The organism is Brucella gallinifaecis (assembly GCF_006476605.1).
Taxonomy (GTDB): domain Bacteria; phylum Pseudomonadota; class Alphaproteobacteria; order Rhizobiales; family Rhizobiaceae; genus Brucella; species Brucella gallinifaecis.
Map to the genome: position 1 here is coordinate 1 of NZ_ML636801.1, position 24,856 is coordinate 24,856.

Consider the following 24,856-nt stretch of genomic DNA (forward strand, 5'->3'; position numbering starts at 1 on the left):
CGCGGGGTGGAGCAGCCCGGTAGCTCGTCAGGCTCATAACCTGAAGGCCGCAGGTTCAAATCCTGCCCCCGCAACCACTGATAACGACAAACCCGTAGCATCCGCTGCGGGTATTGTTGTTTTCACAGCCTTTCCAATGGCTTGCCGCTCCGTCCAGTTCAGGATCGTGCCCAGTTCTCCGTGAAGCGTTGCGTAAATCTCGCCGCGTTCCGGCCCCGGCGTCAGCGAAATCTTCTCGATCAGTCCGCGCAATGTCTCCGCCGCTTCCTGACGCTCCTCCTTGCGATTGAGCGCCTTGGTCAGGGCAGAAACCTTCTTTGCATAGATCGCCGAGGCGCTCGGCAGAATGTCCGGCGTGTCCTCTGGCGCATCAGCCAGCAGGGTGTTGAGTTCGGTCTTGCGTGCCTCCAGCGTGTCCATCTCTGCCTTCATGCTCTCATGAAACATGCCAGCCTTGATCGCCTCAATGATGCCGCGGATCTGCTTCTCGATCTTCACCAGTTCTGCTTTCCAGGCATGGCCGCTGGAGCGGCGTTCCCGGTTCAACCGGTTGGTCTCCTCCGCATAGGCGCGGATCGCCTCCTCAACGATCTCAGGCGCCATCATGCGGTCCTTCAGGCCGGAGAGCACGCGGGCTTCCAACTCCTCACGCGGGATTGTGCGGCTGTTTGAACAGGCGCCCTTGCTGATGTGGTTCGAGCAGGCAAACCGATCAGCGCCGCGAAGCGAGTAGGGGCCTCCGCAGCAGCCACAGAACACCAGGCCGGACAGAAGCGACTTCGGACGCCTTGTGCCGTTCAGGCGGTTCTTTTTGTGGTGCTTGCGCACGGCTTCGGTGACGTTGGCAAACTTCTCGGCGATCTCGCCCTGCCGGACACGAACGGACTGCCAGAGTTCGTCATCGACAATACGCAGCTCCGGCACATCCTTGATGATCCATTCGGATTCCGGGTTCAGGCGTGAAACGCGCTTTCCGGTCGATGGGTCTTTGATGTAGCGAAGCCGGTTCCAGATCAGACGGCCGATATAAAGTTCATTATTCACCAGCCCCGTGCCGCGCTTCACATGGCCGCGGATCGTCGTGTCGCTCCAGAGCTTACCACCCGGGCCGGGAACACCTTCCTCATTCAATTTGCGGGCGATAGTGCGCGGACCGACGCCGGCGGCGAACTCGCGGAAAATCCGTCGGACAACATTCGCCTCGGCTTCGTTGATCTCTCGATCACCACGAATGGGATCACCGCGGGCATCGAGCTGCTTGACGACATTGTAGCCAAAGCATAGACCGCCGCCTGACTTGCCGTCCTCGACGCGGCCACGGATGCCGCGATGGGTTTTGGCGGCAAGGTCTTTAAGAAATAGAGCGTTCATCGTGCCTTTCAGGCCGACATGAAGCTCGCTGATCTCGCCCTCGGACAGCGTGACAATTGGAACGCCAGCGAATTTGAGGTGCTTGTAGAAGGTGGCGACGTCAGCCTGGTCGCGACTGATGCGATCCAGTGCCTCGGCCAGCACGATATCGAACTGTCCAGCCTGCGCATCCTGAAGAAGCGCCTGAATGCCGGGGCGCAGGATCATACTTGCGCCGGAGATGCCAGCATCCTTGTAGGTTCCGACGATCTTCCACTTCTCGCGCTTCGCCTGCTCACGGCAGATGCGCAACTGGTCCTCAATCGACGCCTCGCGCTGATTGTCGGAAGAATATCGGGCATAAAGCGCAACGCGGGTCATATCGGCAGTCCTTTCAGGCTCCGTGTCGAGGAAGGTATCTTAATTCCGTTCAGGGTCGGAGGCGGCTTCGACGGCCTTGCCGCTGCGCTTCGCCGCTGCCAGCAACTCGTCATATTGGGCGGCCGACATCAGCACAAACTCGCGCCGGCCATGTCGCGTGATCTCCACCGGCTCACGGTGAGACTCGTTCAGATACTGTCCGAACTTGCGCTGGAATTCGAGGGAGGTTGTGGTTGGCATCGCAGACTCCAGGAGAATCGGTCTGCTTATAAAATACGTGTTACACGTATAAATGCAAGAGGATTTGCAAATCAACTACGAAGGTGGAGTTGAGCTTTGCGTTCCGCTGCCAGCTTCCGCTCGAACTGCTCGCGGGCGATCTGGCGACCGATCAGGCGAGCCAGCGACATCAAGGCAGCGTCTTTGCGCGCGGGATCATTCCGGTCCGTTTCCGGGCCGGTCGAGGCTGTAACCTCGATGCTGATCCTGTTTCGCTTGACCGCCATCGTCTCCAAAATCCCATCCCCGGAACGGGGCTGGGGCAATGGAACCGCGGAATGTCAGCGTAGGGAAGGTCTCGGGAAACGCTGTGCGGCGAATGGGATGCCTTGGCGTAGAAAAGGGACGGGTCGGTTGGTGGCGATGTACTCCACTATCGCTCTGTTAGTCGGTTCGGGGCATTATTTGTGCTAGTGCATCGGTGGGACTCGCCTTGTAAGCATCGCAAAGATGGAAAAGCTGCAGTCCGACCGACTTCCGCAGCGTCGCTAGCGCATCTCTAAACCGCAACCAACTGGGGTTTCCGCTGTCGCAACGTAGCGTCACCAAGTCGATTTCCTCGACTTGAACGAAGAACGTCAGGATCGTTTTCGTCAATGATTGGAGTACCTGATCCAGTTCGCCACCTTGGGGTAGTCCCCTTCGTAAATCAAGTAACCTGAACCGCAGACGGTCCAGCGATTGGCGAACCCGGTCGGGAAACTCTGCGTCAAACGACTCCCAGAGTGCGCGATGGTCCTCAAATTCTGAGACTATGTCCTTCGCAAGCTGGGGCGCCTGTTGCCGTGTCTGCAGAAGCACGAGGCTTTGCGCATAGCCTTTCGTGCGAACCTCCGCGATCAGCGCCTCATGGTCACGTTTCCACTGACGGAGAAGTTCGGGCTTGTGAGGCGAAGCATCCTTATCAACGATGTCACCGCATTCCCTACAAAGCCACAAGCCGTTTGAGATGTGCTTGCGCTGTTCAGGAGTTTGGTTCTTATCGTAGCGCGGCCCGTTGCTGGCGGCGGCCCTTATGTGAGCGGCATGACCGGTTCTCAGGCTCTTCTCCTGATCCGAATGTGGCCCCGCAGTCAACTTCAGGCAGTCAGGATTCGAACAGAAGTGCGCAGCTCGTTCTGCAAGTGTTTGTTTGGTTCTGGGTGAGAACTCATCTCGCGCGCCCATAGTCTTCTCCTTCGGCCGCTCCGTGGCAGCTAGTTTTCTTTAGGGCTCTCTCCACCGCTCTCCGCAGCGCATCAATGGTGTATCGGCCCAAGTTACCTTGGAGCCGAATATTAACGCTCGTTATTGTCGTCTTCGTAGTCGGACCAATCGTCAGCGGGAGCATAGTATTCTGCTGCATCGTAGGTCTGAGTCTTCTTGTATCGATCGCTGAGCCCCACTGCGGCGAGTTTGGAGAGGCCAGCAATCTTGAGGCCGCAGGCTACGCATTCAAAATGCGTCGGGAGATACTCCTGTGTCTCGATGATTTCGTCGTCGTCGAGCTTCTGCGTTGGGGCCGAAACCGGCTCTCCGAGCACAAGTGCGGTTGACGCACATGACGGACAGTCGACTCTATGACCGCTTTGACGGGTGGCCCACACTGACGCCTGCGTTTGCAGCGTCGCGCGCTCGTGTTCTGGCTTGGCGTTCCAGACCTTCTTGTGCGCCTCAACGTCCCCCCTCACGGCTTTCGCACCCTCATCTGCAGCTGCATCGATCAGCTTCCTAGCAACCTCCGCTTCGTCTTCGCCAAGAAACTCATCGAGTGGGATGCCCATTGACGTCAGAAGGATTTGGCAAGTCTGATAGAATCTTGGTTGCCAGGTCGATCCCCTAATTCCCTCGAATGCGAGTTCGCCAGTATGAAGCTCGGCATTGCGCCTACCGGTATGCACGACACCGAAGCTCTCATGCTCCTTGGTGAACTCCGGCAGTATCCCTGAGAGGCGCTTGAACACCTCGCTGATTGCGATGGATCTTGGCGAGAACCTCTCTTCGAACGGAGTGAAGCCAAGCGAAAAATAGAGATTCGACCCATTTTTATCGGCTTCTGCAAGCAGCGCGGGGCTTACATTTGCAAGAGCGGCGCGGGCAAGAAATTCTAGAGCGAGGCTCGACCAGAGGGCGTATTCCCATTTATCGCTGTCATATTCATCCATGTTCTGGATGTAGCGCACAGCCTTCGCGTAGAGTGCCTCCGGGTCGAAGGTTGCCGGCGTTGCGCCCGGCTTAATTGTAGTCTTCATTTTAGCCCTCCCAAATATACTCTCTCAATAGAACGATCCTCTCGTCCTAGCGGTATCGGCGAACGGGCATGCAGCATGCGCCAGTTGTCGATTATCAGGGTATCCCCCGGACGAAGGAGGGCAATCGACAAAGGGTCACGTTTCGCAAGCCAATCACGAATCTGGGCGTCGGCGGTGTCGCCAACTCTGCTCGCTGGCCGAAGAAATATTTCGTCCCATCGTAGGAGATCGGTGCCATCTGACGTACGTTCGAGGAGGCGAAGAAGCACAAGGGCTCCATGGCGGGGCCGGCGTGGCTTGAAGACTGCGCGTGCGAGAGTGTCTCGAGAAACGGTGTTTACGAGCGCGCGGCCATCGATCAGCAATGTGGGAACGTCATCATATCCAATCAGGCATCGTAGGAGTAAGTAGCGCGGTGGTGTCCGCCAATGGGCAAGATCGGTATGAAACGGAAAACGGCCCAGACCAAAGTTCCCACTATATGTATTCGGAGCCGATTCTTCGCGAGGAATTAAAGTTTGGACAAGACCGCCTTCCCAAGGCGTGAGTGGATCACCAAGTTCGTTAGCGACTTCGACGATGTCAGCATTAGGGCGATGCTGGGAGATCAGGGCGTAGCCGCTTTCGATAATTTTTTGTCTCAAATCGAACCCCATCATTTCTCAGTCATTCAAGTTGCCTTCTGGGCTATCGGCAGGGCGCCGACTCGATATCGAGCGACGGCATGATGTAGATTGCCCCGCGATCCATGCTGTCGAGGAAATGCGTCTTGCTTGAAATCGCGGGCCTCTCGTACGTTTGATCGTGTGAGACAACGGGCTCTGGTTTTGACGATGGTCTCCATGTGCTTCTTGAAGTGGAGTCAGAATTGCTCTCATGCTACGACCGGATCAGGAGGCAGAGCTACGAGATTGTTCTCACCAAACAGCTCTGTGAGCTTCGCCATCGCTGCGGGACTAACGAGTTGCGTGAACAGCAACGCCAGGCGGACCTGGGGTCGTGAACATGCAACATAGAACAAATTTCGATTGTTCTCGAAGAACTCCTGCTTATCAGCGGGAGGCGCTGCATCCATCCATTCTAGGGTTTGGACAAAGTTGTACTTGTTCCAGCCGCGTCCCACGATCACCAAAACATTCTCGAACTCCGCGCCCTTCACGCCGTGCTTTGTGGCAAAGGGCGTGTGCCCGTCGATGAAACGATCCAAAGCTATCAACTCCGTATAGCTGACCGCCCGCAGCCCTCGAAGCTGGGTGATCCGGCGCGACTCCCCTTCTGCGGGTTCATCTCCAGCCTCAGCGAGCTTCGCTTCGCGTTGTTCCACAGCGGCCGGCATCCGCATGTGCGGCTGGGCGGCGATGAAATCGATTACTTCACCAATCGTTCCGGTCTGCCGCAACGCGATGAGAGCGTTCATGCCATTGGTCCAGGCGATCTTGTCTTCATGACGTTGGATGCGTGGCATACTGGACCCGAATGCCTCGAACATTTCCCCATAACGGCTGGCCTCAAATGCCGCGCAAGCGGGTTCAAGCTGGTCCGCAAGAAACTTGATGTGAGGATCTTCCTTCTTCAACCAGGGATCGTTGAACTGGCCATAGATGCTCCGAATGTTTTCGTAGCCCTGTTCTCGAGCAAGAATACTATGACTGAGCATTAGGATTTTGGTTTTCTCTACAGACAGGTCCCAGCCTTCGGCAGCCAGCCGATCCTTCACGCACTGAAAGTAAGCACGAGCTGCCTCAGGACTGGTGTCATCTTTCCAGTGGCCTCCTCCTTGTCCGGTTCGCCGCTGCCCCGGCCAGTTGTTTGTATGAAATACACGGGCCTCACCCTGCGCAGCGGGATCGCTAACCATCTGCGGCAAGTCTGGGCGCATACGGTTCAGGACTTGCACAATCGGATCGACCGATCGGAAGTTCGCTTGCTTGTCGATAACCTCAAGTGTCTGGTGCTCCACCAGCCCGCATCCCTCGCCGTAAATCTTCTGCCAATGGTCGCCGAAAAGACCGATCAACGGGCCTTCACCTCTATCAAGAAACCATTCTTTCAACGCATCAACGAATCCGGCATCCGTGTCCTGATATTCGTCGATAAGCAAAATGGGATATCGCGAAGTCAGAACCCGTCGAAACTTGGGACGGCTTATCGCCTGGATCATCAGTGACAGTACATCTTCATGGCGAAGTGAAACCTGATCGTCCGTAACGCCAGGGTAGCCGAGTTCATAGTGGATACGACGCTGACCGATGCCGCCGGTGTCCGCAAGTCGCTCTTCCCATGTGGGCAACCCGGGAACCAGTTCACGAAGCGTAGGCTGGAAATCTTGGAGGACTGACCAGCAAAAACCGTGAACGGTTTCGGGTCTCACCGCAGGATGCGCGTTCGTTCTGGCAATGATTTCGTCTTTGGCGACGTTGGTGTAGGTGATGCAGCCAATTTGTTGGCGCTGCCGCAGCAACGCGGAGCCTTGCTTTTCAATCAGTCTGCGAAGTGCTTTCTCAAGAGAGTAGGTCTTTCCGGCGCCGGCACCCGCCTCTAGGCGAAAGCTGCGTCCTTCATCCAAGCAAGCGAACATGCGTTCCAGAGCAATGCGACCAGCGGCATCCGCCGGGCTTTCTTGTCCCTCAGCCATGTTCGTCTTCCTGGATCGCGTCGATCTCGAGCCCGGCAGCTTCGGCGAGGATTTCGACCGCTACTGCCTCTGGGGGAGCCACAGGAGCAGGATTACCCTGTGCCAACCACCTCAAACCTTCAGCGATGTATCGGGGAACACTCCATTCGGTGTTTGTGATCGCATACTGCAGAGCAAAGGCGGACTTTTTCTGTTCCGCAGCGAGTTCATACGCCGCCGCTGCAACATCTTCCTCCCCAAGCGCGAAAAGGCCAGGGTTCGCGATTATGAACGCATCTTCGAAGCTGCGCCCGCAGGCTCCACCATCCTGTTCGGGAATCTGGTATGCGATGCGCCTGCCATTGGTAATCTTCTCGTCTGGTGTTTTGATGAGCAAGGCAGCCGGGGATATATCGGCACCGTACAATGCCTTCAGACAGCCGTTGCTTGTGAATTGCCCTTGGGCGACAGGTACGGCCTCGCGCTTGTTGTTTGCATTCGTACGAACTGTATCTATGTCCGTAATAATCAATGTGCGGAGTTCGAGGAACGTCAGCAAATCGAAGAAGCGATGGGCATAGGCTCCGCCTACTTCCATGACTGTTAGGTATTGGCTCCCCAGTTGCGGTGCTCCAGGTGCCGCATTGTCCGTTTTTCGAATCATTGTCGGAAGGAGGAGGCGTTCCGACGTTCCCTCGATTAAGACGGCCTTATCTGCAAAGAACAGATCGCAACGTGTGAGGGTCAAATACTGATGTAGAAACTCCCGATCAGGCTCGGGCGCAGCTCCCATGCCCCGGCGCAGATCTTTGATGATGGTTCGCCGAACGCCATCTTCCTCCGCCTTCGACAGGAAATAACGCATGGATTCAAAGCGGGCCTCGTTAGCCATGTGCGGAGAATGCGTCGTAACGACAAACTGGACGGGCCAAGGGAGGTTATCATTCAATTGGGCGACGAAAGCATTCGTGATCTGATCGAGTTGCCGAATGAATACCTCCTGCATCTGGGGATGAAGGTGCGCTTCCGGCTCTTCTATAAAGATTAGATGCACGCCAGCCGCCGTCGGTGTCGCCTGATACTCACGAAAGAAGCGCAAGATTTGGAGTAGCATGAAGACGAGATTACGCACGCCGAGACCATTATAGGTTTCTGGAAGTGTTATCCCGTTTTTCCCGACATAGCGGACCTTGGTGTGATCGCTCAGCAATCTCTCGACGTCAAAGCTCGTCTCGGTGATGAGTCCTGGGTCAGCCAGTCCGGGGTAGCCGAACAGTTCAAAGGTGGGCAGCAGCGATGTGAGCTTTACATTGAAGTCGCTGTGCAGATCGCTTTGAATGTCTTCGACAGCGACTTTCAGCTGCTCGGCGGTAGTCCTTTTTTCAGGATCGATCGGATCGTTTAGCGCCGACTGAAAAAGTATTTCTACTACTTTTCCAAGAACATCTCGTTCGCGCTTCGTGTCATCGTCCAATCCACGTTGTGCATTGATGAAACCACCTTGTATTATAGTAGTGAGCATTCTCGTTTCGAGAGGCTTCCTATTCGTGGAGTCGTTAGGATCAATCGCCTCTAATACCGAGCTGTAGGCGACAGGAACCCGTGCTCCCAGAGCACGGAAAAGCGCACTTTTGGCATTCTCCCCATCTTCTTCTGGTGCAGGGAGATCGGCGAAGAGCAATGTAGTTGCGTTGGGTCGAGGGCCAAAAGTCAGGACAAGACGTGCATATGTACAATCTGGATTTAGGTCGATGATGCAATCGCCCAATGCTCCAAGGTCTGGCATGTCAACGTCGTACAAAACATCAATTATTATACGAATAACGGGAAGGGTATCCAGTACGTCGGATACCTCCCCTCCGGCACTGAACGCCTCAAATGCGTTCCAGAATTTCTCGTGACAGCCGAGAGAAAAATCTTCGAGACGGAAGGTGAGAGTCTTTTCTGAGAGGAGTCGGCGGAAAAGCTCTGCAATCGATGTTTTGCCGCTATTGTTTCGTCCCACGATCAGCGTGGTTCTATCTTCGAAGCCAATCTCGACGTCCTGCAGCAATCGGAAGTTTTCAATCTTCACATTGTGTAGCTTCAATTTTCACGCCCCCAAATATAATTCCATCGTCTAGTCGTTAGTTCTGTAATTAACATCGCGAGATGTCCGATTCGGATCGGCGCAACGAGTATTTTTGCATGGCTCTAAATGCTTATGAAGCCACGATTTTTCATTTCCTTTTTATTTCTCTCAAATATTGCTCTGTCCGCCTGCAGGATCAGCACTAAACTACTCTCGTCAGCAGGATATCTTCCCAAGGAGGAATGCCGTTTTCCTTATAATGGATCATGGCATAAGTGATGATCTCCCAATCCTTTCTTCGTTGGACTTGAGCCAAATCGACTTGCCAGATTTCCACTCTGCGATCTGTGGCGGTATAGTGCCATGTCGTTGGTGGCGTGTGCTTCCGTCCTGGATAAAGAAGTATGACGCGGCTGGCGTTGTAGACCGCCCCATAGGACGCCAGTTGGTAAAGATCGGCTTGGCTCACATTTGGCGTAGAGCCGGGCTGCTCGCCGAGATCCTTCCATTTCGTATCAATCACCAGTGGGCCATCAGGGGTGTCAATGACGATGTCGGGGATCAGAGGGTAGGCGCCATGTTGCAACAGGGTATGCTGTCGGCGCTGAACTGAAACCGATCCGGGCGGAAGAACCCGTTGCAACCAGCGGGCGACATACCGTTCAAACAGTAGGTTCATCGGAAAGAGCAACGAAATGCCCGTGCCGTGTCCGTAACTCGTGTTTTGCCACTCTGCTTCCAGCAGCATACGCGCAAGCATATGCGCCTGACGAAACCTCTCATTCATCCGGTTCCAGACGATCCGCTCCCTCAGGGGGGCGGGGCTGGTGGGGATGTCGGCGAAGCGGGCTGTCAGATTAGCGATCCGGCGACGCAGAGGCTCGGAGCGCACAAAGGGGATGATGCGCAACAGGCTGGCCTTGAACAGCCGGTTGAGCGGCGTGTTCTCGGAAAACTCGTCAAACCGGCAATGCAGGCGGGAAGGATCAACCGAACGGCGAACGATCTGCTGCCGCACATCGAGCGCTCCCCGCAGCTTAGGCAAAACATCCTCCTCTGGCACATAGTCGCGCGTCAGACCGGATTTCGCTTGCTCCGCGAGCCGTGTGACAAACAGGTTGATAAAGGCTTCGAGAAGGTCGCTCTCCTGGGCGGCCATCTGCGCGATCTGCCCTTCTGAAAGCGGGATGTCGAAGGCGACAGCAATCATCCGCACAAGGGTCGCCCGCAATGCACCGTCCTCGTCGGGGAGCTTGGGCAGGATTTCCAAACTTATCCCTGGAACGGAAATAATGCCGCAAACCTGCTTGGTTTCAAGCTTCCGAAAACCGCGCGCCAGTACGCCGTTCTCTGCCACGCCAAGCCTGCGGGCAGCCGTGATTGCGGCAAGATGCAGTTGCTCGGCTTGTCCATCGCTGATTCCGTCGGGTCCAATGGGCAGAGCGGACCATTCCGGCAGAGAGTAATGGCGTTTCTGTTTGGGCATTATTCGTGTCCCAGAAGAGCCATGTAAGCTGCTTCAGGGTATGCGCCTTCTTCCCGAAAAACATCGGAATAGCGATACCGATCCTCAGCAAATCCCTCAGCTCCCTTGGGAACCGGAATAGGGGATCGGTTCAGGAAGCCGTCGCCGCCACCCAGAACAATGCGAACCCGTTCAATGTCGTCATGGAAATACTCACGCAGCAGCGGGATGACCTTGAATGCCATGACGCGATCGAGTTCGGCTTTCGTCTTGACGCCCATAAACCAGGCGTGGCCGATCTGGGCATCCTCTCCCAGGAAATAGACAAGGCGCAGATTGAGGTTGTCCAGAACGGCTGCAAGATCGATCGCACTATCGTCGAGCTCGATGCCTGCGAGTTCTGCGGAATCGGGTGGCAGTTCCTCAAACACGAAACGCCGCCGCAGCGCTGTATCCAGCAGCGAGATGGATCTGTCGGCCGTGTTCATCGTGCCAAGGATGTACAGATTGGCCGGAAGAGAGAACGAGGTCTTGGAATAAGGAAGTGTGACGGTGATCGCCGCAGGCGCTCCCTGTCTCTTGTCCGCCTCCAGAAGCGTGATGAGTTCGCCCAGAACCTTCGAGATGTTGGCGCGATTGATCTCGTCAATGATGAGGACATGGTTGCTCGCTTGCTTCGACGCCCGCTCTGCCATCACTTTCAGCACACCTGCTTCCGGTTCGAGCGTGAAGCCTGCCCCCGATGCCATCGGCTTGGGTCGCAGTCCCTCGACGAAATCTTCGTAGGTATAGCTTTGGTGGAAGGTGACGAAGCCGATGCGCCCGTCCTTGACCAGTTGCTCATAGGATGCGCGTACTGCACCCGGATCGGACGCCATCTGGCCTAGACATATCTCGACGGCGCGTTGTGCGGTGCTGAACGTCTTGCCAGTACCCGGAGGGCCATAGAAGATCGTATTCAGTTCAAAACCGGATGGAGTTGGCACGATGGCCTCTTCATCCAGTTTATCTTTCGAGTGCGCCTTCTTTTCTTTCGGCTTCTGCCAGACGGGTCTGAAGTCACCTTCGTAGAAATCGACGTGTGAACCATGCTTGGCCTCAAGGCTCTTGCGCAAAGTCAGAAGTGCGTCATCGAGCTTGGCTATGCTCATAGCACCTACATCGGCTGCGGCTGTGGCCCCGAAGCCAGCCAGAATATCCCGTTTATGCTGGCCGGCGCTGATGCGCTCGAAGCTGTCAGGAAAAAGCAGGAAGGGCAGGATATGGCGCAACTGCCGATTTTCGCCGTTCACCTGTATCTCGAACCAACTGGCAAATGCGCCGCCGTCCCCAAGCAGGCGTCGACGTTCATCAACAGGCCTCGATTTGAGATCCTGCATGGCTGTAATCAACAGAACGAGCTCGCGCCATTTATTGTTGTTATATCCTTGGCCAGCCCGGCCGACACCGTAAAGAACCTGTTCGGTCAGGGCGGTCACATCTTGCGGCAAATCCTGGCTTGACCAGGACCAAACCTCGCGGACTTTCCGATCCTTGGTCGGAGGAGAGACATCGCCACGCTGGAAGGCATAAAGTAGCCAGATCAGCTCGGCCATCAGGCAGTGCGCTTCAGCGGTTGCGTCAGACAGCTGGACTTTGAGCTTTTCGAAGAACTTGCCTTCGCCCTCATCGAGGTTCTGCACGTAGGTACGCTGCAACTCCGCAAAGTGTTCAGCGGTCCAGAGTGAGCGTCCAGGTGAAAGCAGGGAACCATCGCCGATCAGGCAATCAGTGCGAAGACGATCCATCGTCTCGTAAAGGGGAGAAAGATCAGCATCTGGGTTATAACGGGCCACGAAAATTCCTCGGAAATACTTAGATAACCATTGCGGAATGCAATATTCGTCTTCCGACTGGCGCGAGTCGGTCCAGCTTGCATAAGAAACCAGCAAAGCTCTTTTTGTCCAGTATACAGAGGCATTTGGGGGAAAGCCTTCCCCCTGGTCGGCACTGGCGTTGCCGACGCCCCCCATCAGCGGGGAGACCCCGCAACGCCCCCTTCAGAGTGAGAGTGCGGACGGGTTTTCCGTGACGGGTTAGGGACTGGAAGAGAGGCTTCCGGCGCTCGTCGCGGAGATCATCCCGATGGCCAGACACGATCGCAGCCCCGCGGAAGGCGGCGCGCGCAGCAACCTCTACGACGACATCACCAACAAGATCATCGCCGAGCTGGAGCAAGGGCGTCTGCCCTGGGTCCAGCCCTGGGGCGCGTCGCCCGATACCGCGCCGCTGGGCCTGCCGAGAAATGCTTCAACCGGCCGGTCCTATTCCGGCATCAATGTTCTCATCCTCTGGGGCGCCGTCATCCAGCATGGTTTCCCCGGTCAGGCGTGGCTGACTTTCCGCCAGGCGCTTTCACTTGGCGGAAATGTCAGGAAGGGTGAGCGTGGCACAACCGTTGTATACGCCGACCGTTTCACCCCCGAGGACGAAAAACGCCGTGCCCGCGAGACGGGTGAGGATGCGCATGCCATACCGTTCCTGAAGCGGTTCATGGTCTTTAACGCCGCGCAATGCGATGGCCTACCCGATGACATCACGGCAGTCGCGCCGCCACCGCCGCCGGGCCTGATCGAACCTCGGGTCGAGGCGCTGATCCGGGCCACCGGCATCGATTTCCGTATCGGTGGCAATCGCGCCTTCTATATGCCGTCCCTCGACTATGTGCAGGTGCCGCCTCCGCAAGCCTATTTCGAGCCGATCAACTGGCACCGGACGGCCCTCCACGAGCTGGGTCACGCCAGCGGCCATCACAGCCGTCTCAATCGCGATCTGACCGGTTCGTTCGGCTCGAAAAAATACGCCTTCGAGGAACTGGTGGCCGAGATGAACGCGGCTTTCAGCTGCGCCGCGCTTGGGATCGTGCCGACTGTCCGCCATGCCGATTACATTGGGTCGTGGCTGGAATGCCTTCGCGAGGATTCCCGCGCCATTGTCCGCGCGGCCTCGCAGGCCAGCAAGGCGGCGGACTGGCTGCTGTCGCATCTGCCGGCCGGGGACACCGTGGAGCCGGATGCCAGCGTGACCGACCGGAGGGCTGCGGCATGATCCTCCTGACCGGCACACAGCGCGACCGCCTGCTGGCGAATGGTCGTCAGCGCGATCAGGATCACATCCCGGTCGTGAAGTTCTTCAACCCCCTCGGTGAAGGCGTCTGGCTCGCCACCGAACTGGATGAGGATGGCGACATCATGTTCGGTCTGGCCGCTCTCGGCTATCCCTGATTTCCGGGTTTCAGGTTCAGCGGCTGGCGTCGCTCTCTTCAGAGGAAGAGGGCGGCGCTTCGCTTCGTGACGGGCTGATAGCCGGAGAGAGAGGCTCACCGGCGTCCGTCATGGAGTAACTGACATGGCCACTGCCGTTCAGAAGATCATCCTGTCGTCCTCGCGCGACATTCCCTTCAATAAGCTGGTGCTCAGCCAGTCCAATGTCCGGCGCGTCAAGGCCGGGATCTCGGTCGAGGAGCTGGCCGGGTCCATCGCCCGTCGTGGCCTGATCCAGTCCCTGCATGTCCGCCCGGTTGTGGATGCTGGGGGGAAGGAAACCGGCATGTTCGAGGTGCCCGCCGGCGGTCGCCGCTTCCGGGCGCTGGAACTGCTGGTCAAGCAGAAGCGCCTGGCCAAGGTCGCGCCGGTTCCGTGTGTCGTGTCGGAGGCCAGCGCCGATGTGCTGATCGACGAGGTTTCGCTCGCCGAGAACATCGAGCGCGCACCGCTGCATCCGCTCGACCAGTTCCGCGCCTTCCAGGCCATGCGCGAGAAGGGCATGACGGAGGAAGCCATCGCCGCCGCCTTCTTCGTGGATACCAAGGTGGTGAAGCAGCGCCTGCGTCTGGTTTCGGTCTCACCGGCATTGCTCGACGTCTATGCCGAGGACGGCATGACGCTGGAGCAGCTCATGGCCTTCAGCGTCAGTTCTGACCATGCCCGGCATGAGCAGGTATGGGACGCGATCAAGGATGGCTGGCAGAAAGAACCCTACCACATTCGCCACCTTCTGACCGAAACCACGGTCCGCGCCGCCGACAAGCGTGCAGTGTTTGTCGGTATTGCCGCCTATGAAGAGGCTGGCGGTTGTGTCCTGCGCGATCTCTTCCAGCAGGACGATGGTGGGTGGCTGCAAGATCCGGTGCTGCTCAACCGGCTGGTGGGCGAAAAGCTGAAGACCGAGGCCGAAGCCATTGCCGCCGAGGGCTGGAAGTGGATCGAGGTCGCCATCACCTTTCCCTATGGTCACTACCATGGCCTTCGCCAGATTGTCGGTGCCACGGTCGATCTGAGTGACGAGGAACGTGCCACCCGAGAGGCATTGCGGGACGAATATGACCGGCTTGAAGCCGAATATGGCGAGGCTGACGAATTGCCTGACGAGATCGACGCCCGCCTCGGTGAGATCGAACAGGCGCTGGAAACCTTCGAGCGCCGCCCGATGACCTTCGAGCCGGACCAAATCAGCAAGGCAGGCGTCTTCGTCAGCATCGACTCCGATGGCGCATTGCTGATCGAACGCGGCTATGTTCGCGCCGAGGACGAAACGCCTGCGGAACCGGAGGCTGAGATCGTGGACCCGGAAACCGGCGAGGTGATCCAGCGCGCCGAACCGGAGGTGAGCCACATGCGTGCAGTCATCACGCTGGGCGGCCAGCCGGTCGAAACGGAGGAGGAAGATGAGGCCGACACCATCAAGCCGCTGCCCGATCGTCTGGTCGGCGAACTGACCGCGCATCGCACGCTGGCGCTACGGGATGCGGTCGCAGTGAACCCGCATGTCGCCATGACGGCACTGCTCCACCGGCTGGTCATGGATCGCTTCATGCTGCATTCCAGCAAGGGTTGCTTGGAAGCGCAGGTCCGAAAAGTGGATCTGCCCGCCCAGGCCGAGGATCTGCGCGATAGTGCCTCGGCCAAGGCCATCGCAGATCGGCATGAACGCTGGGGCGATCATGTCCCGGCAGACGATGCCGCCCTCTGGGATTGGCTGACCAATCTGGACGATGGTTCGCGCATGGAGTTGCTCGCCCATTGCGTCAGCTACGGTATCAACGCGCTCTATGAAAAGCCCAACCCCTATAGCGGCACGGGCGTCAGTCAGCACGGGCTGGACATCCGCCTGTCGCAGGCTGATCGGCTGGCCCGTTCGACTGGCCTCGACATGGTGGCCGTGGGCTGGCGGGCGACAGTTGGCAATTATCTCGGCCGCGTGACCAAGCCGCGTATCCTTGAGGCCGTGCGCGAAGGAGCTGGAGACCGGGCCGCCGATCTGATCGGGCACCTCAAGAAGGGCGACATGGCCAAGGAAGCCGAACGCCTGCTGGCCGAGACCGGCTGGCTGCCTGAGCCGCTGCGCATGGTGGACGAAGGTATCGAAGTCGATCCGACATCGGGCGCTGCGGCGGAAGCCGACGATCTGCCCGATTTCCTCTCAGGCGACGGCGAGGACGACCCGGCTGACGACGAGGAAGAACGGCATATGGTCGCTGCTGAATAGCACTCATGCGGGGCGGCTTTGGTCGCCCCGTCCTCTTTCCACTTCCACAGCAAGGCCCGGCACTCCGCCGGGCCATTTTTGTTCAAGGAGACAAAATCATGCTGCACAACGCCAAGGCTCCGAACGACCAGTGTAGCCCGAAGTCGGTTCATGTCGCCATCTACGATCATCCGCACGGCACGGATGTCCGTGTTTTTCTCGCCAGGAATCGGGCTTTGAGCTGGCGCACAGGCATTGCCAAGGAATGGTGGAGCAATGCCTATGACGACGATCCCCCGTCGGACGACGAGATCGGGGAGAAGTATTTCGACCGAATGCTGGATCGTGGCGAGGAGTTTTTCTCGATACAGCTCTGTGACGTCGAAGTCACGACCACGCTCCCACCGATCCGACCGTTCTCGCTCCGCGCAGTGCCAGCGGAGGTGCATCATGCTGACCGTCGATGAGATATTTACCCAAGATCGGGAAAACCATCCAACGGAGCGCACACTGCCCTGGGAGGAAACCCGCGACGGCATCACCGTCGTCGTGGAACCCAAACCCCATTGGGCCGAAGATATGCGCGTGTTCCGCCTCGATGCATGCGAGCATTGCCGCTACGCCGAATGGACCGCCCATGGCGGCCGTGTGCGCTCCTATGGTCATATCGACACCTCCGGCGACGATCTGATGATGAAAGCACGCGCCATGATCGCCCGCGAAATTTCCGATGGGCTTTGGAGCTGAAGACCTGATCGCAGGGTGTCTGGCCATGAGGATGGGGGGCTGCACCTGACGGGTCCAATCCGGCTTCACCATGCAATCAGCCATCCCCTTCAAGACAAGCGGCGTGGGTGCCGTCTCCGGCCTGAAGGGAACACGATTCTGATGCCAGCATGGTGGCAAGGCTGGCGCGGCAGAGCATCTGCGACGGGTATCCGGCATCCAGTCAGATGCGAAAAACCACCCCCGCTTCCATTCGCAAACCTTGGTCCGATCCGTCTCTTTGACATTCAACCCCAAAGGGGTCGGCTTACGCGAGCGTGCCGCCCTCGGGGATTCGGAAAAAGTCCGAACGCCCTCGGGTGATTGCAGATCCGGTCAGACACTTCGGGCGCCTGTCGCGCGGGGGGATGGTCCCCGCCTCCAAAGACAGGAGCCGGAACCCATGTCCTATGCAGATGCCACTGCCTTCGCCGCCAGCCTCGCCACCACGCTGATGGTTTCGATCGTTGTGTTCCAGGCCGGAGACGGCACCCACGCCGCTTGCCCCGCCGCCGAGTTCGACGGCGACGACGACATGGTGAAGCTGGAGCTGGACCCGTGGGAGTAAGGCGCGAAAGCGCCTCATCCCCGACGGCCCGAGCGCGACACTCGCGATCGGGCCTTCAGCCTTGCGATGCTTGCCCATCGCCGGCAGCGGAACCGGGAACAAGCCCGGTCAGAGAGGAAGAGTGCGGGCCTTTCGGCCGTGACGGGTTGAGGGCTGGAGAGAGAGGCTCGCCGGCGCCCGTCATGGAGTGATCCCGATGACCTTTGCCCGATCCGAAACCTTCCGTTCCATCGGCCAGATTCTGGCTGCCGATGTGCTGCCCGCGCTTTATCGGTCGCAAAAACTGCCGCTGCGCATCTCGTGCCTCGGCGTGGCCAGCTATGACGCCAGTGATGCGGCAAACAGCTTTGACCGTGTGATCCCGCTTGGGGAATGCCCATCACCGGAAGAGGCCATCCAAACCGCAGCCTTGCGCGTGGCGCGCGGTGATATTTGCACGGGGCCGGACAGCTTCCCGTATTTTCAGCCGCGCATCATGCTCATTCAGGACCAAGATCAGCGTCTGGTCCTCGCCGGCGAAATCCGCGCCGACATTATCCTCTGGGAACAGCCCGTCGCATCCGATGCCGAAGCACGCAGGATCGTGACCGAGGCCAGCAGCCTGCGCGGTATGGCATTCCGGACATCAGATCCCGCAGAGGCGAGACGGCTGCGTTACCGCGCCGCTGCGCTGGAGGCACGGCTGGTCGATCCCTTCTGGCGCGATGCCGCGGCTGATCTGCTCCGCCTGCCACAGGCCGCGTGACCGTTACCCATCCCCGTCATTTCGCCCGGTGCCATGCCGGGCTTTCTTGTTTCAGGAGGCTGATATGGCCGATTACCACACCCACTTTTCCTGCCTGCTCGACGTTGGGACACATGAGAATGCCGTCCGTGCCGTCGATCTCTATAAAGCCTTGCCGGACCGAAGCAGCGCCGACCATGAACCTGCCAACAGCTTCCTACTCTCGATCCAGCCTGAGCATGACGGTACGCAGCTCTGGATACGCGACGATGACACGGGCGATCCCGAGCATGTCATCCGGTTCGTCATGCACTGCGCGGCGACCTTCGGCCTGACCGGATTATGGGGACTGCAATGGGCAAACAGTTGCTCTCGACCCCGCCTGGATGGCTTCGGCGGCGGCGCCCATGTCCTCGATCTCGCAACCGGCGAGACGGTGGACTGGATCGACACCGATGGCTGGCTTTCCTCGGTTCTCGAAGGGAGAGATCCCTATGCCTGAGATCATCGAAACCACCGTTTACCGCTTAGGCGAGCTTTCCGATGCGGCGAAGGACAAGGCCCGCGCCTGGTATCGTGAGGTGGGCTTCGACTATGACTGGTACGATGCCGTCTATGAGGATTTCCAGCGCATCGCCGAAATCCACGGGCTGAACCTCAAGACCCGCACCATCCGGTTGATGGGCGGTGGCACACGGCAAGACCCCTGCATCTGGTTCCGCGGCTTCTCCTCGCAGGGCGACGGCGCCTGCTTTGAATCATGGTATTCCTACCGCAAACAGGCGCCGCGCCTGATCCGGGAATACGCCCCGCAGGACACCGAACTGCATCGCATTGCCGACGCCCTTCAGGCGATCCAGCGCCGCAACTTCTATCAACTTCGCGCCGATGTCAGCCATCGCGGCCATTATTATCACGAATACTGCATGTCGTTCTCGGTCGAGCGCGACAGCCCGACCTGGCAGGACATGACCGCCGATGCCGAGGAGACGATCATCGAGGCGCTGCGCGATCTGGCTCGATGGCTCTACCGCCAGCTTGAACGCGAATATGATTATCTGTCCTCGGACGAGGCGGTCGATGAAACCATCGCCGCCAATGAATACACTTTTACCGAAGCCGGTCGCCGCTTCGGATGATCCCGGGAAGACACTGACAAGCGCCCCGCCGTTCGGTCGGGGCGCTTTTTTTTATGCTGCGTTTTGAGAGTCAGAGGCGGGCCGGGAGGAGTCAGGTCCGGGTGGTCGAAAGAGAGCGCCGTTCGGGCTTGTCCTTCTCGCTCTCCTGAGGCTCCCGACATGAACATGGTTTTCCCCGTGGCCGATCCGGTCACGCCGCTCGCGGCTGCGCCCGCGATCCTGGCTGCGGCCAACCTTCTGCTTCCCCATCTCGAACGCGGTCAGCGCGTCGATGCCGCCACCTTGCGCGGCGCGATGGAAACGGCCTTCGGCGCGTCGGACGCTACCGGCGTCTGGGACTGGAAGCTGGCCTATGAGGCCTGCGAGGTCGCTACCGTCCTTTTCTTACGCAAATACGGAAAGGCGCTTTTCCGTAAAGCCGTGTCTCCGGCTGCACGGATTTCCGTGCTGGCAAAGATCGCGGGGCTGTTGCCCACGCAGACCCGACGCTCCGAGGAAAGCCACAACTTCCAGCAGTTTTCGACGCCGGTTCCGCTCGGCCTTGCAGCTCTGACGGCCGCTGCGATCACGCCTGATGACAGGGTGCTGGAACCATCGGCTGGCACCGGCCTTCTCGCGATCCTGGCGCAGACCATCGGCGGTTCGCTGATCCTCAACGAACTCGCCGATACCCGCGCCGATCTGCTGGCCCAGCTCTTTCCGGCCTTTGCCGTCACCCGGTTCGACGCCGCCCAGATCGACGATCATCTGACCCCGGATGCCGTCCCGTCCGTGGTGCTGATGAACCCGCCATTTTCGGTCATGGCCAATGTCAGCGGGTGTGTCGCAGATGCGGCCTACCGGCATGTTGCCTCGGCGCTGGCCCGCCTTGCTCCCGGCGGTCGGTTGGTGACGATCACCGGCGCTGGCTTTGGCCCCGAGGCTCCGGCATGGCGGGATGCCTTCATCCGCTTGCAGGACCGTGGCCGTGTGGTGTTCAGCGCCGCCGTCGATGGTGCGGTCTATGCAAAGCACGGCACCACGATCGACACGCGGCTGACCGTGATCGACAAACTGCCCGCCGTCGATCCGGCCAGTTTCCCGGCCTCACCAGGCATCGCTCCCGATGTTGCCACGCTGATCGGATGGATCGGGGCGCATGTCCCGCAGCGTTCGCCGGTATCATTGCCGAAGATCGTGGTGCCTGCTTCTACCGCCGCGCCGAAAACCGTGCGGGGCTATCTGGCCCGCGCGACAGCTGCTCGGCCTGCCGCTGCTCCCGCCAATGATCCCGAGGGCGTCGAACTCGCCTATGAGCCCGTGGACTGGGTGCCACCGGAGGGCGCTCGCCTGTCCGATGCCATCTATGAGGAATATGCACTGCAATCGCTACGCATTGCTGGCGCACAGCCGCACCCGACCAAGCTGGTGCAGTCCGCCGCCATGGCCTCGGTCGCACCGCCGAAGCCGTCTTACCGCCCCATGCTGCCCGCAGACATCTGCGCGCGTGTGTCGGACGCCCAGCTTGAAACGGTGATCTATGCCGGTGAAGCCCATGCCGATCATCTCGCGGGTGCCTGGACCGTGGACGAGCATTTCGACAATGTGAGCGCCGCGCCCGAAGATGCTGCCGGATCGATCCGTTTCCGCCGGGGGTTCATGCTCGGTGACGGAACCGGCGCTGGCAAGGGCCGCCAGTCCGCTGCCGTCATTCTCGACAACTGGCTTCGCGGTCGGCGCAAGGCGATCTGGATCTCCAAATCCGACAAGCTGATCGAGGACGCGCAGCGCGACTGGGCAGCACTCGGCATGGAACGCCTGCTGGTCACGCCTCTGTCACGCTTCCCTCAAGGCGCAAAGATCACGCTGTCGGAAGGCATCCTTTTCACCACCTATGCCACGCTACGCTCCGACGACCGGGGCGAGAAGGTTTCGCGCGTCAAGCAGATCGTCGAATGGTTGGGGGCTGATTTCGATGGAGCCATTATATTCGACGAAAGCCATTCCATGCAGAATGCCGGTGGCGGAAAAGGCGAACGCGGTGATGTCGCCGCTTCGCAGCAGGGACGTGCGGGCCTGCGGCTTCAGCACGCGCTGCCCGACGCCCGCGTGGTCTATGTCTCGGCGACCGGCGCCACCACAGTCCACAATCTCGCCTATGCGCAGCGCCTTGGCCTCTGGGGCGGGGAGGACTTTCCGTTTGCCACCCGCGCCGAGTTCGTTGAGGCGATTGAGGCCGGTGGCGTTGCGGCCATGGAAGTGCTGGCCCGCGATCTGCGATCCCTCGGCCTCTATACCGCCCGCTCGCTCTCTTACGATGGCGTCGAATATGAACTGATCGAGCATCAGCTCACCGACGAACAGCGGCACATCTACGATTCATATGCTGCCGCCTTCGCTGTGATTCATGGGAATCTGGACGCGGCCATGGAAGCCGCCAACATCACCGGCAGCGAAGGAACGCTGAACCGGCAGGCGAAATCGGCCGCCCGTTCGGCCTTTGAAAGCACCAAGCAGCGCTTCTTCGGCCATCTGCTGACCTCCATGAAAACCCCGACCCTGATCCGGTCCATGGATGCCGATCTGGAGGCGGGCCATGCCGCCGTCATCCAAATCGTCTCGACCGGCGAAGCCCTGATGGAACGGCGGCTGTCCGAGATCCCGACCGAGGAGTGGAATGATATTTCCGTCGATGTGACGCCCAGGGAGTATGTCGGCTCGTATTTGCAGCATTCCTTCCCAGTGCAGCTCTATGAACCTTTCACCGACGGCGAGGGAAACCTCTCGTCACGCCCCGTCTTCCGCGATGGTCAGCCGGTGCAATGCCGCGAGGCGGTAGCGCGGCGCGACGAGATGCTGGAGCAGCTGGGTTCGCTTCCACCAGTGCCGGGGGCGCTCGACCAGATCGTCCAGCGTTTCGGCACAGATATGGTGGCGGAGGTCACAGGCCGTTCGCGTCGGATCGTGCGCAAGGGCAACGGGGCATCGGCCCGCCTTGCTGTCGAGAACCGAGCGCCTTCCGCCAACCTTGCCGAGACTTCGGCCTTCATGGATGACCAGAAGCGCATTCTGGTTTTCTCTGATGCCGGTGGCACCGGACGCAGCTATCACGCCGAACTCTCGGCGAGAAACCAGCGGCAGCGCGTGCATTACCTGCTGGAGCCGGGCTGGAAGGCCGATGCCGCCATTCAGGGACTGGGCCGCACCAACCGGACCAATCAGGCGCAACCGCCACTGTTCCGGCCTATCGCCACGGACGTCAAAGCCGAGAAGCGCTTCCTCTCGACCATCGCCCGCCGCCTCGACACGCTGGGTGCGATCACGCGCGGCCAGCGCCAGACCGGCGGCCAGGGCCTGTTCCGTCCCGAGGATAATCTGGAATCCGCCTATGCCCGTGATGCGTTGCGCCAGCTCTATCTGCTGATCGTGCGCGGCAAGGTCGAGGGATGCTCTCTCGAACGGTTTGAATCCGCCACCGGGCTGAAGCTGATGGACAGCAACGGTGTGAAGGACGACCTGCCGCCGATCACCACCTTCCTCAACCGCCTGCTGGCGCTGACCATCGAGTTGCAGGGCATTCTGTTCTCCGCCTTCGAGCAGCTTCTGCAGGCCCGGCTCGACGGGGCGATTGCATCCGGCACCTATGACATGGGGCTGGAAACGTTGAAGGCCGAAAGCTTCATCGTCACGGACCGGCAGGTGATCCACACCCATCCGGGCACAGGAGCAGAAACCCGGCTCCTGACGCTCACCGAGCGCAGGCGCAATCAGCCGGTCACGCTCGATGCGGCCCTGGCGGAACTGAATGATCCCCGCGCAAGATTGCTCATCAACGAGCGATCCGGTCGTGCCGCCGTGCAGATCCCGACCACCAGCGTCATGCTGGATGATGGCGAGATCGAACGGCGCGTGCGGCTGATCCGGCCGATGGAGGCGATGAACATTCCGGTGCGGGCGATGGGCGAGACCCATTGGCTTGAGGCCGACCGTGCCGCCTTCACCGTGGCCTGGAAGGCGGAACTGGCCGAGGTGCCCGAGTTCACCGACAGCATCCTGCATATGGTGACGGGGTTGCTTCTGCCGATCTGGAAGCGTCTGCCGCAGGAATCCTCTCGCGTCTATCGCCTCCAGACCGACGAGGGCGAACGCATCATCGGTCGCCGGGTATCGCCGGCATGGGCCGCCAATGCCTCGACCAGTGGCGTCACCAGCAGCCTGACACCGGATGCCGCCTATGCCGCGCTGATCGAAGGTCGCACGATCCTTGATCTCGCCGAGGGGCTGCAACTGCGCCGCGTCCGGGTCATGGGTGCCAACCGGATCGAACTGACCGGCTTTACTGACACAATGCGCGACCGGCTGCGGGCCTATGGCCTCTTCAGCGAAATCATCTCGTGGAAGCTGCGCTTCTTCGTGCCCGTCGATGCAACGGGACCGGAGATCACTGGCAAACTGCTTGACCGCTTCCCGGTTGAACGCATCGGTGAGCGGGAGGCCGCATAATGGCGCGTCTCAACGCTTCCGAACTGGCGCAGCGTCTCGGCCGACAGGCCGAGGCGGTGTGCCGTCACTATCTCTCGAATGGTCGCAAACAGGGCAGTTACTGGCAGGTTGGCGATGTCCGAAACACGGCTGGCCGATCCATGTTCGTCCGGCTGCACGACAGCGTGAAAGGCATTGCCGGTAAATGGCAGGACTCGGCCACGGGTGAATATGGCGATCTGCTGGACGTGATCCGGGACTCGCTCGGTCTGATCGACTTCGCAGACGTTGCCGAAGAAGCCCGGCGCTTCCTCAGCCTGCCGCATCCTGAACCGCAGCCGCCATCCCGTCGGTCCCGAACGCCAGCACCATCGGGATCATCCGAGGCCGCACGTCGCCTCTGGCGTATGACGCAGCCGCTGATCGGCAGTACCGCAGAAGCGTATTTACGCGGACGCGGCATTACGGATTTACGCCAGACCGCAAATCTGCGCTTCCATCCCAACTGCTACTGGCGGCCCGAGGACGATGGCCCGACCGAAACATGGCCCGCGATGATCGCCGCCGTCACCGACCTCGATGGCAGGATCACCGGCGCACACCGCACATGGCTGGCCCCGGACGGTTCCGGCAAGGCACCCGTCGATCCGCCGAGGAAGGCAATGGGCGACCTGCTCGGACATGCAGTGCGTTTCGGTGATGTGCAGGATGTCATGGCGGCTGGGGAAGGTATCGAAACCATCCTGTCGCTGCGTCAGGCTTTGCCCATCATGCCGATGGTTTCCGCACTCTCGGCCGGACACCTCGCTGCCATCCTGTTCCCGCCGCAACTGCGCAGGCTCTATATCGTCCGCGACAACGATCCGGCAGGTGACAGCGCCCGTGATAGCCTGGTGGACCGGGCGCACGAGGTCGGGATCGAGGCTATCACGCTCTCGCCCATGATGGGGGACTTCAACGAAGATCTTGCAACTCACGGGCTGGATGCCGTTCGGGCAGAGATCCGGGTGCAAATCGCTCCCGAGGACGTCAGCCGTTTCATGGCTTCAATCGCATAGCCGGTACGGAGCCGTGATCGGGCCATTCCGATCTTGTCATGCGCATTGGCTGCATCCTGTCATCAGCAGAGGACCGCGCCTTGGCCTTCTGAGAGGGCGATCGGCCCACAAACGCCCCGGTCAGGCAATGGCGGCGCCCGACTGATTTCCGTCGGCGGGCAAGCCCGCCTTTACAGCGCGAAACAAATCAGCCGGGCTTTGCCATCAAGGCCCTCGCCAGAGGCTCGCGCTGCCAGACCGGAGCG

19 protein-coding genes, 1 tRNA gene and 1 pseudogene are annotated in these 24,856 nt (G+C 59.6%); 12 read left to right on the top strand and 9 right to left on the bottom strand.

What is annotated here, in order from left to right:
• A tRNA-Met gene (locus FHY56_RS02165) sits at positions 1–77 on the top strand.
• Here the strand turns inward: FHY56_RS02165 and FHY56_RS02170 are convergent.
• From FHY56_RS02170 to FHY56_RS02220, 9 genes are all read right to left on the bottom strand, one after another.
• Entirely contained in the window at positions 34–1,731 is a 1,698-nt protein-coding gene (locus FHY56_RS02170) for a recombinase family protein (RefSeq protein ID WP_140903980.1), read from the bottom strand. The genes FHY56_RS02165 and FHY56_RS02170 overlap by 44 nt on opposite strands.
• A 39-nt stretch (positions 1,732–1,770) precedes the next feature.
• Positions 1,771–1,971: a type II toxin-antitoxin system prevent-host-death family antitoxin gene (locus tag FHY56_RS02175; protein WP_140903559.1), complete on the bottom strand. Its 201-nt coding sequence runs from the start codon at positions 1,969–1,971 to the stop codon at positions 1,771–1,773.
• A 71-nt stretch (positions 1,972–2,042) separates the two neighbouring features.
• Positions 2,043–2,246, bottom strand: a complete 204-nt coding sequence (locus FHY56_RS02180) for a hypothetical protein (RefSeq protein ID WP_140903560.1) — start codon at positions 2,244–2,246, stop codon at positions 2,043–2,045.
• 148 nt (positions 2,247–2,394) lie between these two features.
• Positions 2,395–3,177 carry a hypothetical protein gene (locus FHY56_RS02185; protein ID WP_140903561.1) on the bottom strand — a complete coding sequence of 261 codons (783 nt, stop codon included), beginning with the start codon at positions 3,175–3,177 and terminating at the stop codon, positions 2,395–2,397.
• A gap of 110 nt (positions 3,178–3,287) precedes the next feature.
• A complete protein-coding gene (locus FHY56_RS02190; protein ID WP_140903562.1) occupies positions 3,288–4,241 on the bottom strand; it encodes a hypothetical protein in 954 nt (317 codons plus the stop codon).
• An 874-nt stretch (positions 4,242–5,115) separates the two neighbouring features.
• The gene (locus tag FHY56_RS02200; protein ID WP_140903564.1) at positions 5,116–6,876 is read right to left on the bottom strand and encodes a UvrD-helicase domain-containing protein; all 1,761 of its coding nucleotides are present in this window, start codon (positions 6,874–6,876) and stop codon (positions 5,116–5,118) included.
• Complete coding sequence (locus FHY56_RS02205) at positions 6,869–8,944, bottom strand: ATP-dependent nuclease (RefSeq protein WP_140903565.1); 2,076 nt, start codon at positions 8,942–8,944, stop codon at positions 6,869–6,871. The genes FHY56_RS02200 and FHY56_RS02205 overlap by 8 nt, the downstream gene beginning before the upstream one ends.
• Before the next feature lie 184 nt (positions 8,945–9,128).
• Complete coding sequence (locus FHY56_RS02215; protein ID WP_140903567.1) at positions 9,129–10,412, bottom strand: McrC family protein; 1,284 nt, start codon at positions 10,410–10,412, stop codon at positions 9,129–9,131.
• Positions 10,412–12,403, bottom strand: coding sequence for an McrB family protein (locus FHY56_RS02220; RefSeq protein ID WP_235889409.1), 1,992 nt, complete (start codon positions 12,401–12,403; stop codon positions 10,412–10,414). Before FHY56_RS02220 ends, FHY56_RS02215 begins: the two co-directional genes overlap by 1 nt.
• A gap of 112 nt (positions 12,404–12,515) precedes the next feature.
• Here FHY56_RS02220 and FHY56_RS02225 point away from each other — a divergent pair, with 112 nt between their 5' ends.
• From FHY56_RS02225 to FHY56_RS02275, 11 genes and pseudogenes are all read left to right on the top strand, one after another.
• A complete protein-coding gene (locus tag FHY56_RS02225) occupies positions 12,516–13,478 on the top strand; it encodes an ArdC family protein (RefSeq protein ID WP_140903568.1) in 963 nt (320 codons plus the stop codon).
• Positions 13,475–13,651, top strand: a pseudogene (locus FHY56_RS02230) (DUF2958 domain-containing protein); the annotation flags it as partial. The gene FHY56_RS02225 and the pseudogene FHY56_RS02230, both read left to right, overlap by 4 nt.
• Positions 13,652–13,778: 127 nt before the next feature.
• Positions 13,779–15,917, top strand: coding sequence for a Spo0J and enkurin domain-containing protein (locus FHY56_RS02235; protein WP_140903569.1), 2,139 nt, complete (start codon positions 13,779–13,781; stop codon positions 15,915–15,917).
• A 98-nt stretch (positions 15,918–16,015) separates the two neighbouring features.
• Positions 16,016–16,363, top strand: a complete 348-nt coding sequence (locus FHY56_RS02240; protein ID WP_140903570.1) for a hypothetical protein — start codon at positions 16,016–16,018, stop codon at positions 16,361–16,363.
• Positions 16,347–16,643, top strand: a complete 297-nt coding sequence (locus FHY56_RS02245; RefSeq protein WP_140903571.1) for a hypothetical protein — start codon at positions 16,347–16,349, stop codon at positions 16,641–16,643. The genes FHY56_RS02240 and FHY56_RS02245 overlap by 17 nt, the downstream gene beginning before the upstream one ends.
• Before the next feature lie 421 nt (positions 16,644–17,064).
• Complete coding sequence (locus tag FHY56_RS02250; RefSeq protein ID WP_010335706.1) at positions 17,065–17,229, top strand: hypothetical protein; 165 nt, start codon at positions 17,065–17,067, stop codon at positions 17,227–17,229.
• 196 nt (positions 17,230–17,425) lie between these two features.
• Positions 17,426–17,974, top strand: coding sequence for a hypothetical protein (locus tag FHY56_RS02255; protein WP_168927574.1), 549 nt, complete (start codon positions 17,426–17,428; stop codon positions 17,972–17,974).
• Positions 17,975–18,038: 64 nt separating this feature from the next.
• Positions 18,039–18,455 (top strand): hypothetical protein, encoded by a 417-nt coding sequence (locus FHY56_RS02260; protein WP_140903573.1) that lies wholly within the window; start codon positions 18,039–18,041, stop codon positions 18,453–18,455.
• The gene (locus FHY56_RS02265) at positions 18,448–19,092 is read left to right on the top strand and encodes an antitoxin of toxin-antitoxin stability system (protein WP_140903574.1); all 645 of its coding nucleotides are present in this window, start codon (positions 18,448–18,450) and stop codon (positions 19,090–19,092) included. Before FHY56_RS02260 ends, FHY56_RS02265 begins: the two co-directional genes overlap by 8 nt.
• A gap of 159 nt (positions 19,093–19,251) precedes the next feature.
• The gene (locus FHY56_RS02270) at positions 19,252–23,574 is read left to right on the top strand and encodes a strawberry notch-like NTP hydrolase domain-containing protein (protein ID WP_140903575.1); all 4,323 of its coding nucleotides are present in this window, start codon (positions 19,252–19,254) and stop codon (positions 23,572–23,574) included.
• Positions 23,574–24,611 (top strand): DUF7146 domain-containing protein, encoded by a 1,038-nt coding sequence (locus FHY56_RS02275; protein ID WP_140903576.1) that lies wholly within the window; start codon positions 23,574–23,576, stop codon positions 24,609–24,611. The genes FHY56_RS02270 and FHY56_RS02275 overlap by 1 nt, the downstream gene beginning before the upstream one ends.
• The last annotated feature ends 245 nt before the right edge of the window (positions 24,612–24,856 follow it).

Excerpts from the sequence above, each read along its gene's own strand:
- FHY56_RS02170 (WP_140903980.1), bottom strand. The coding sequence starts at position 1,731 with ATGACCCGCGTTGCGCTTTATGCCCGATATTCTTCCGACAATCAGCGC.
- FHY56_RS02175 (WP_140903559.1), bottom strand. The coding sequence starts at position 1,971 with ATGCCAACCACAACCTCCCTCGAATTCCAGCGCAAGTTCGGACAGTAT.
- FHY56_RS02185 (WP_140903561.1), bottom strand. The coding sequence starts at position 3,177 with ATGGGCGCGCGAGATGAGTTCTCACCCAGAACCAAACAAACACTTGCA.
- FHY56_RS02190 (WP_140903562.1), bottom strand. The coding sequence starts at position 4,241 with ATGAAGACTACAATTAAGCCGGGCGCAACGCCGGCAACCTTCGACCCG.
- FHY56_RS02200 (WP_140903564.1), bottom strand. The coding sequence starts at position 6,876 with ATGGCTGAGGGACAAGAAAGCCCGGCGGATGCCGCTGGTCGCATTGCT.
- FHY56_RS02215 (WP_140903567.1), bottom strand. The coding sequence starts at position 10,412 with ATGCCCAAACAGAAACGCCATTACTCTCTGCCGGAATGGTCCGCTCTG.
- FHY56_RS02220 (WP_235889409.1), bottom strand. The coding sequence starts at position 12,403 with ATGGGGGGCGTCGGCAACGCCAGTGCCGACCAGGGGGAAGGCTTTCCC.
- FHY56_RS02225 (WP_140903568.1), top strand. The coding sequence starts at position 12,516 with ATGGCCAGACACGATCGCAGCCCCGCGGAAGGCGGCGCGCGCAGCAAC.
- FHY56_RS02235 (WP_140903569.1), top strand. The coding sequence starts at position 13,779 with ATGGCCACTGCCGTTCAGAAGATCATCCTGTCGTCCTCGCGCGACATT.
- FHY56_RS02240 (WP_140903570.1), top strand. The coding sequence starts at position 16,016 with ATGCTGCACAACGCCAAGGCTCCGAACGACCAGTGTAGCCCGAAGTCG.
- FHY56_RS02245 (WP_140903571.1), top strand. The coding sequence starts at position 16,347 with ATGCTGACCGTCGATGAGATATTTACCCAAGATCGGGAAAACCATCCA.
- FHY56_RS02250 (WP_010335706.1), top strand. The coding sequence starts at position 17,065 with ATGTCCTATGCAGATGCCACTGCCTTCGCCGCCAGCCTCGCCACCACG.
- FHY56_RS02255 (WP_168927574.1), top strand. The coding sequence starts at position 17,426 with ATGACCTTTGCCCGATCCGAAACCTTCCGTTCCATCGGCCAGATTCTG.
- FHY56_RS02260 (WP_140903573.1), top strand. The coding sequence starts at position 18,039 with ATGGCCGATTACCACACCCACTTTTCCTGCCTGCTCGACGTTGGGACA.
- FHY56_RS02265 (WP_140903574.1), top strand. The coding sequence starts at position 18,448 with ATGCCTGAGATCATCGAAACCACCGTTTACCGCTTAGGCGAGCTTTCC.
- FHY56_RS02270 (WP_140903575.1), top strand. The coding sequence starts at position 19,252 with ATGAACATGGTTTTCCCCGTGGCCGATCCGGTCACGCCGCTCGCGGCT.
- FHY56_RS02275 (WP_140903576.1), top strand. The coding sequence starts at position 23,574 with ATGGCGCGTCTCAACGCTTCCGAACTGGCGCAGCGTCTCGGCCGACAG.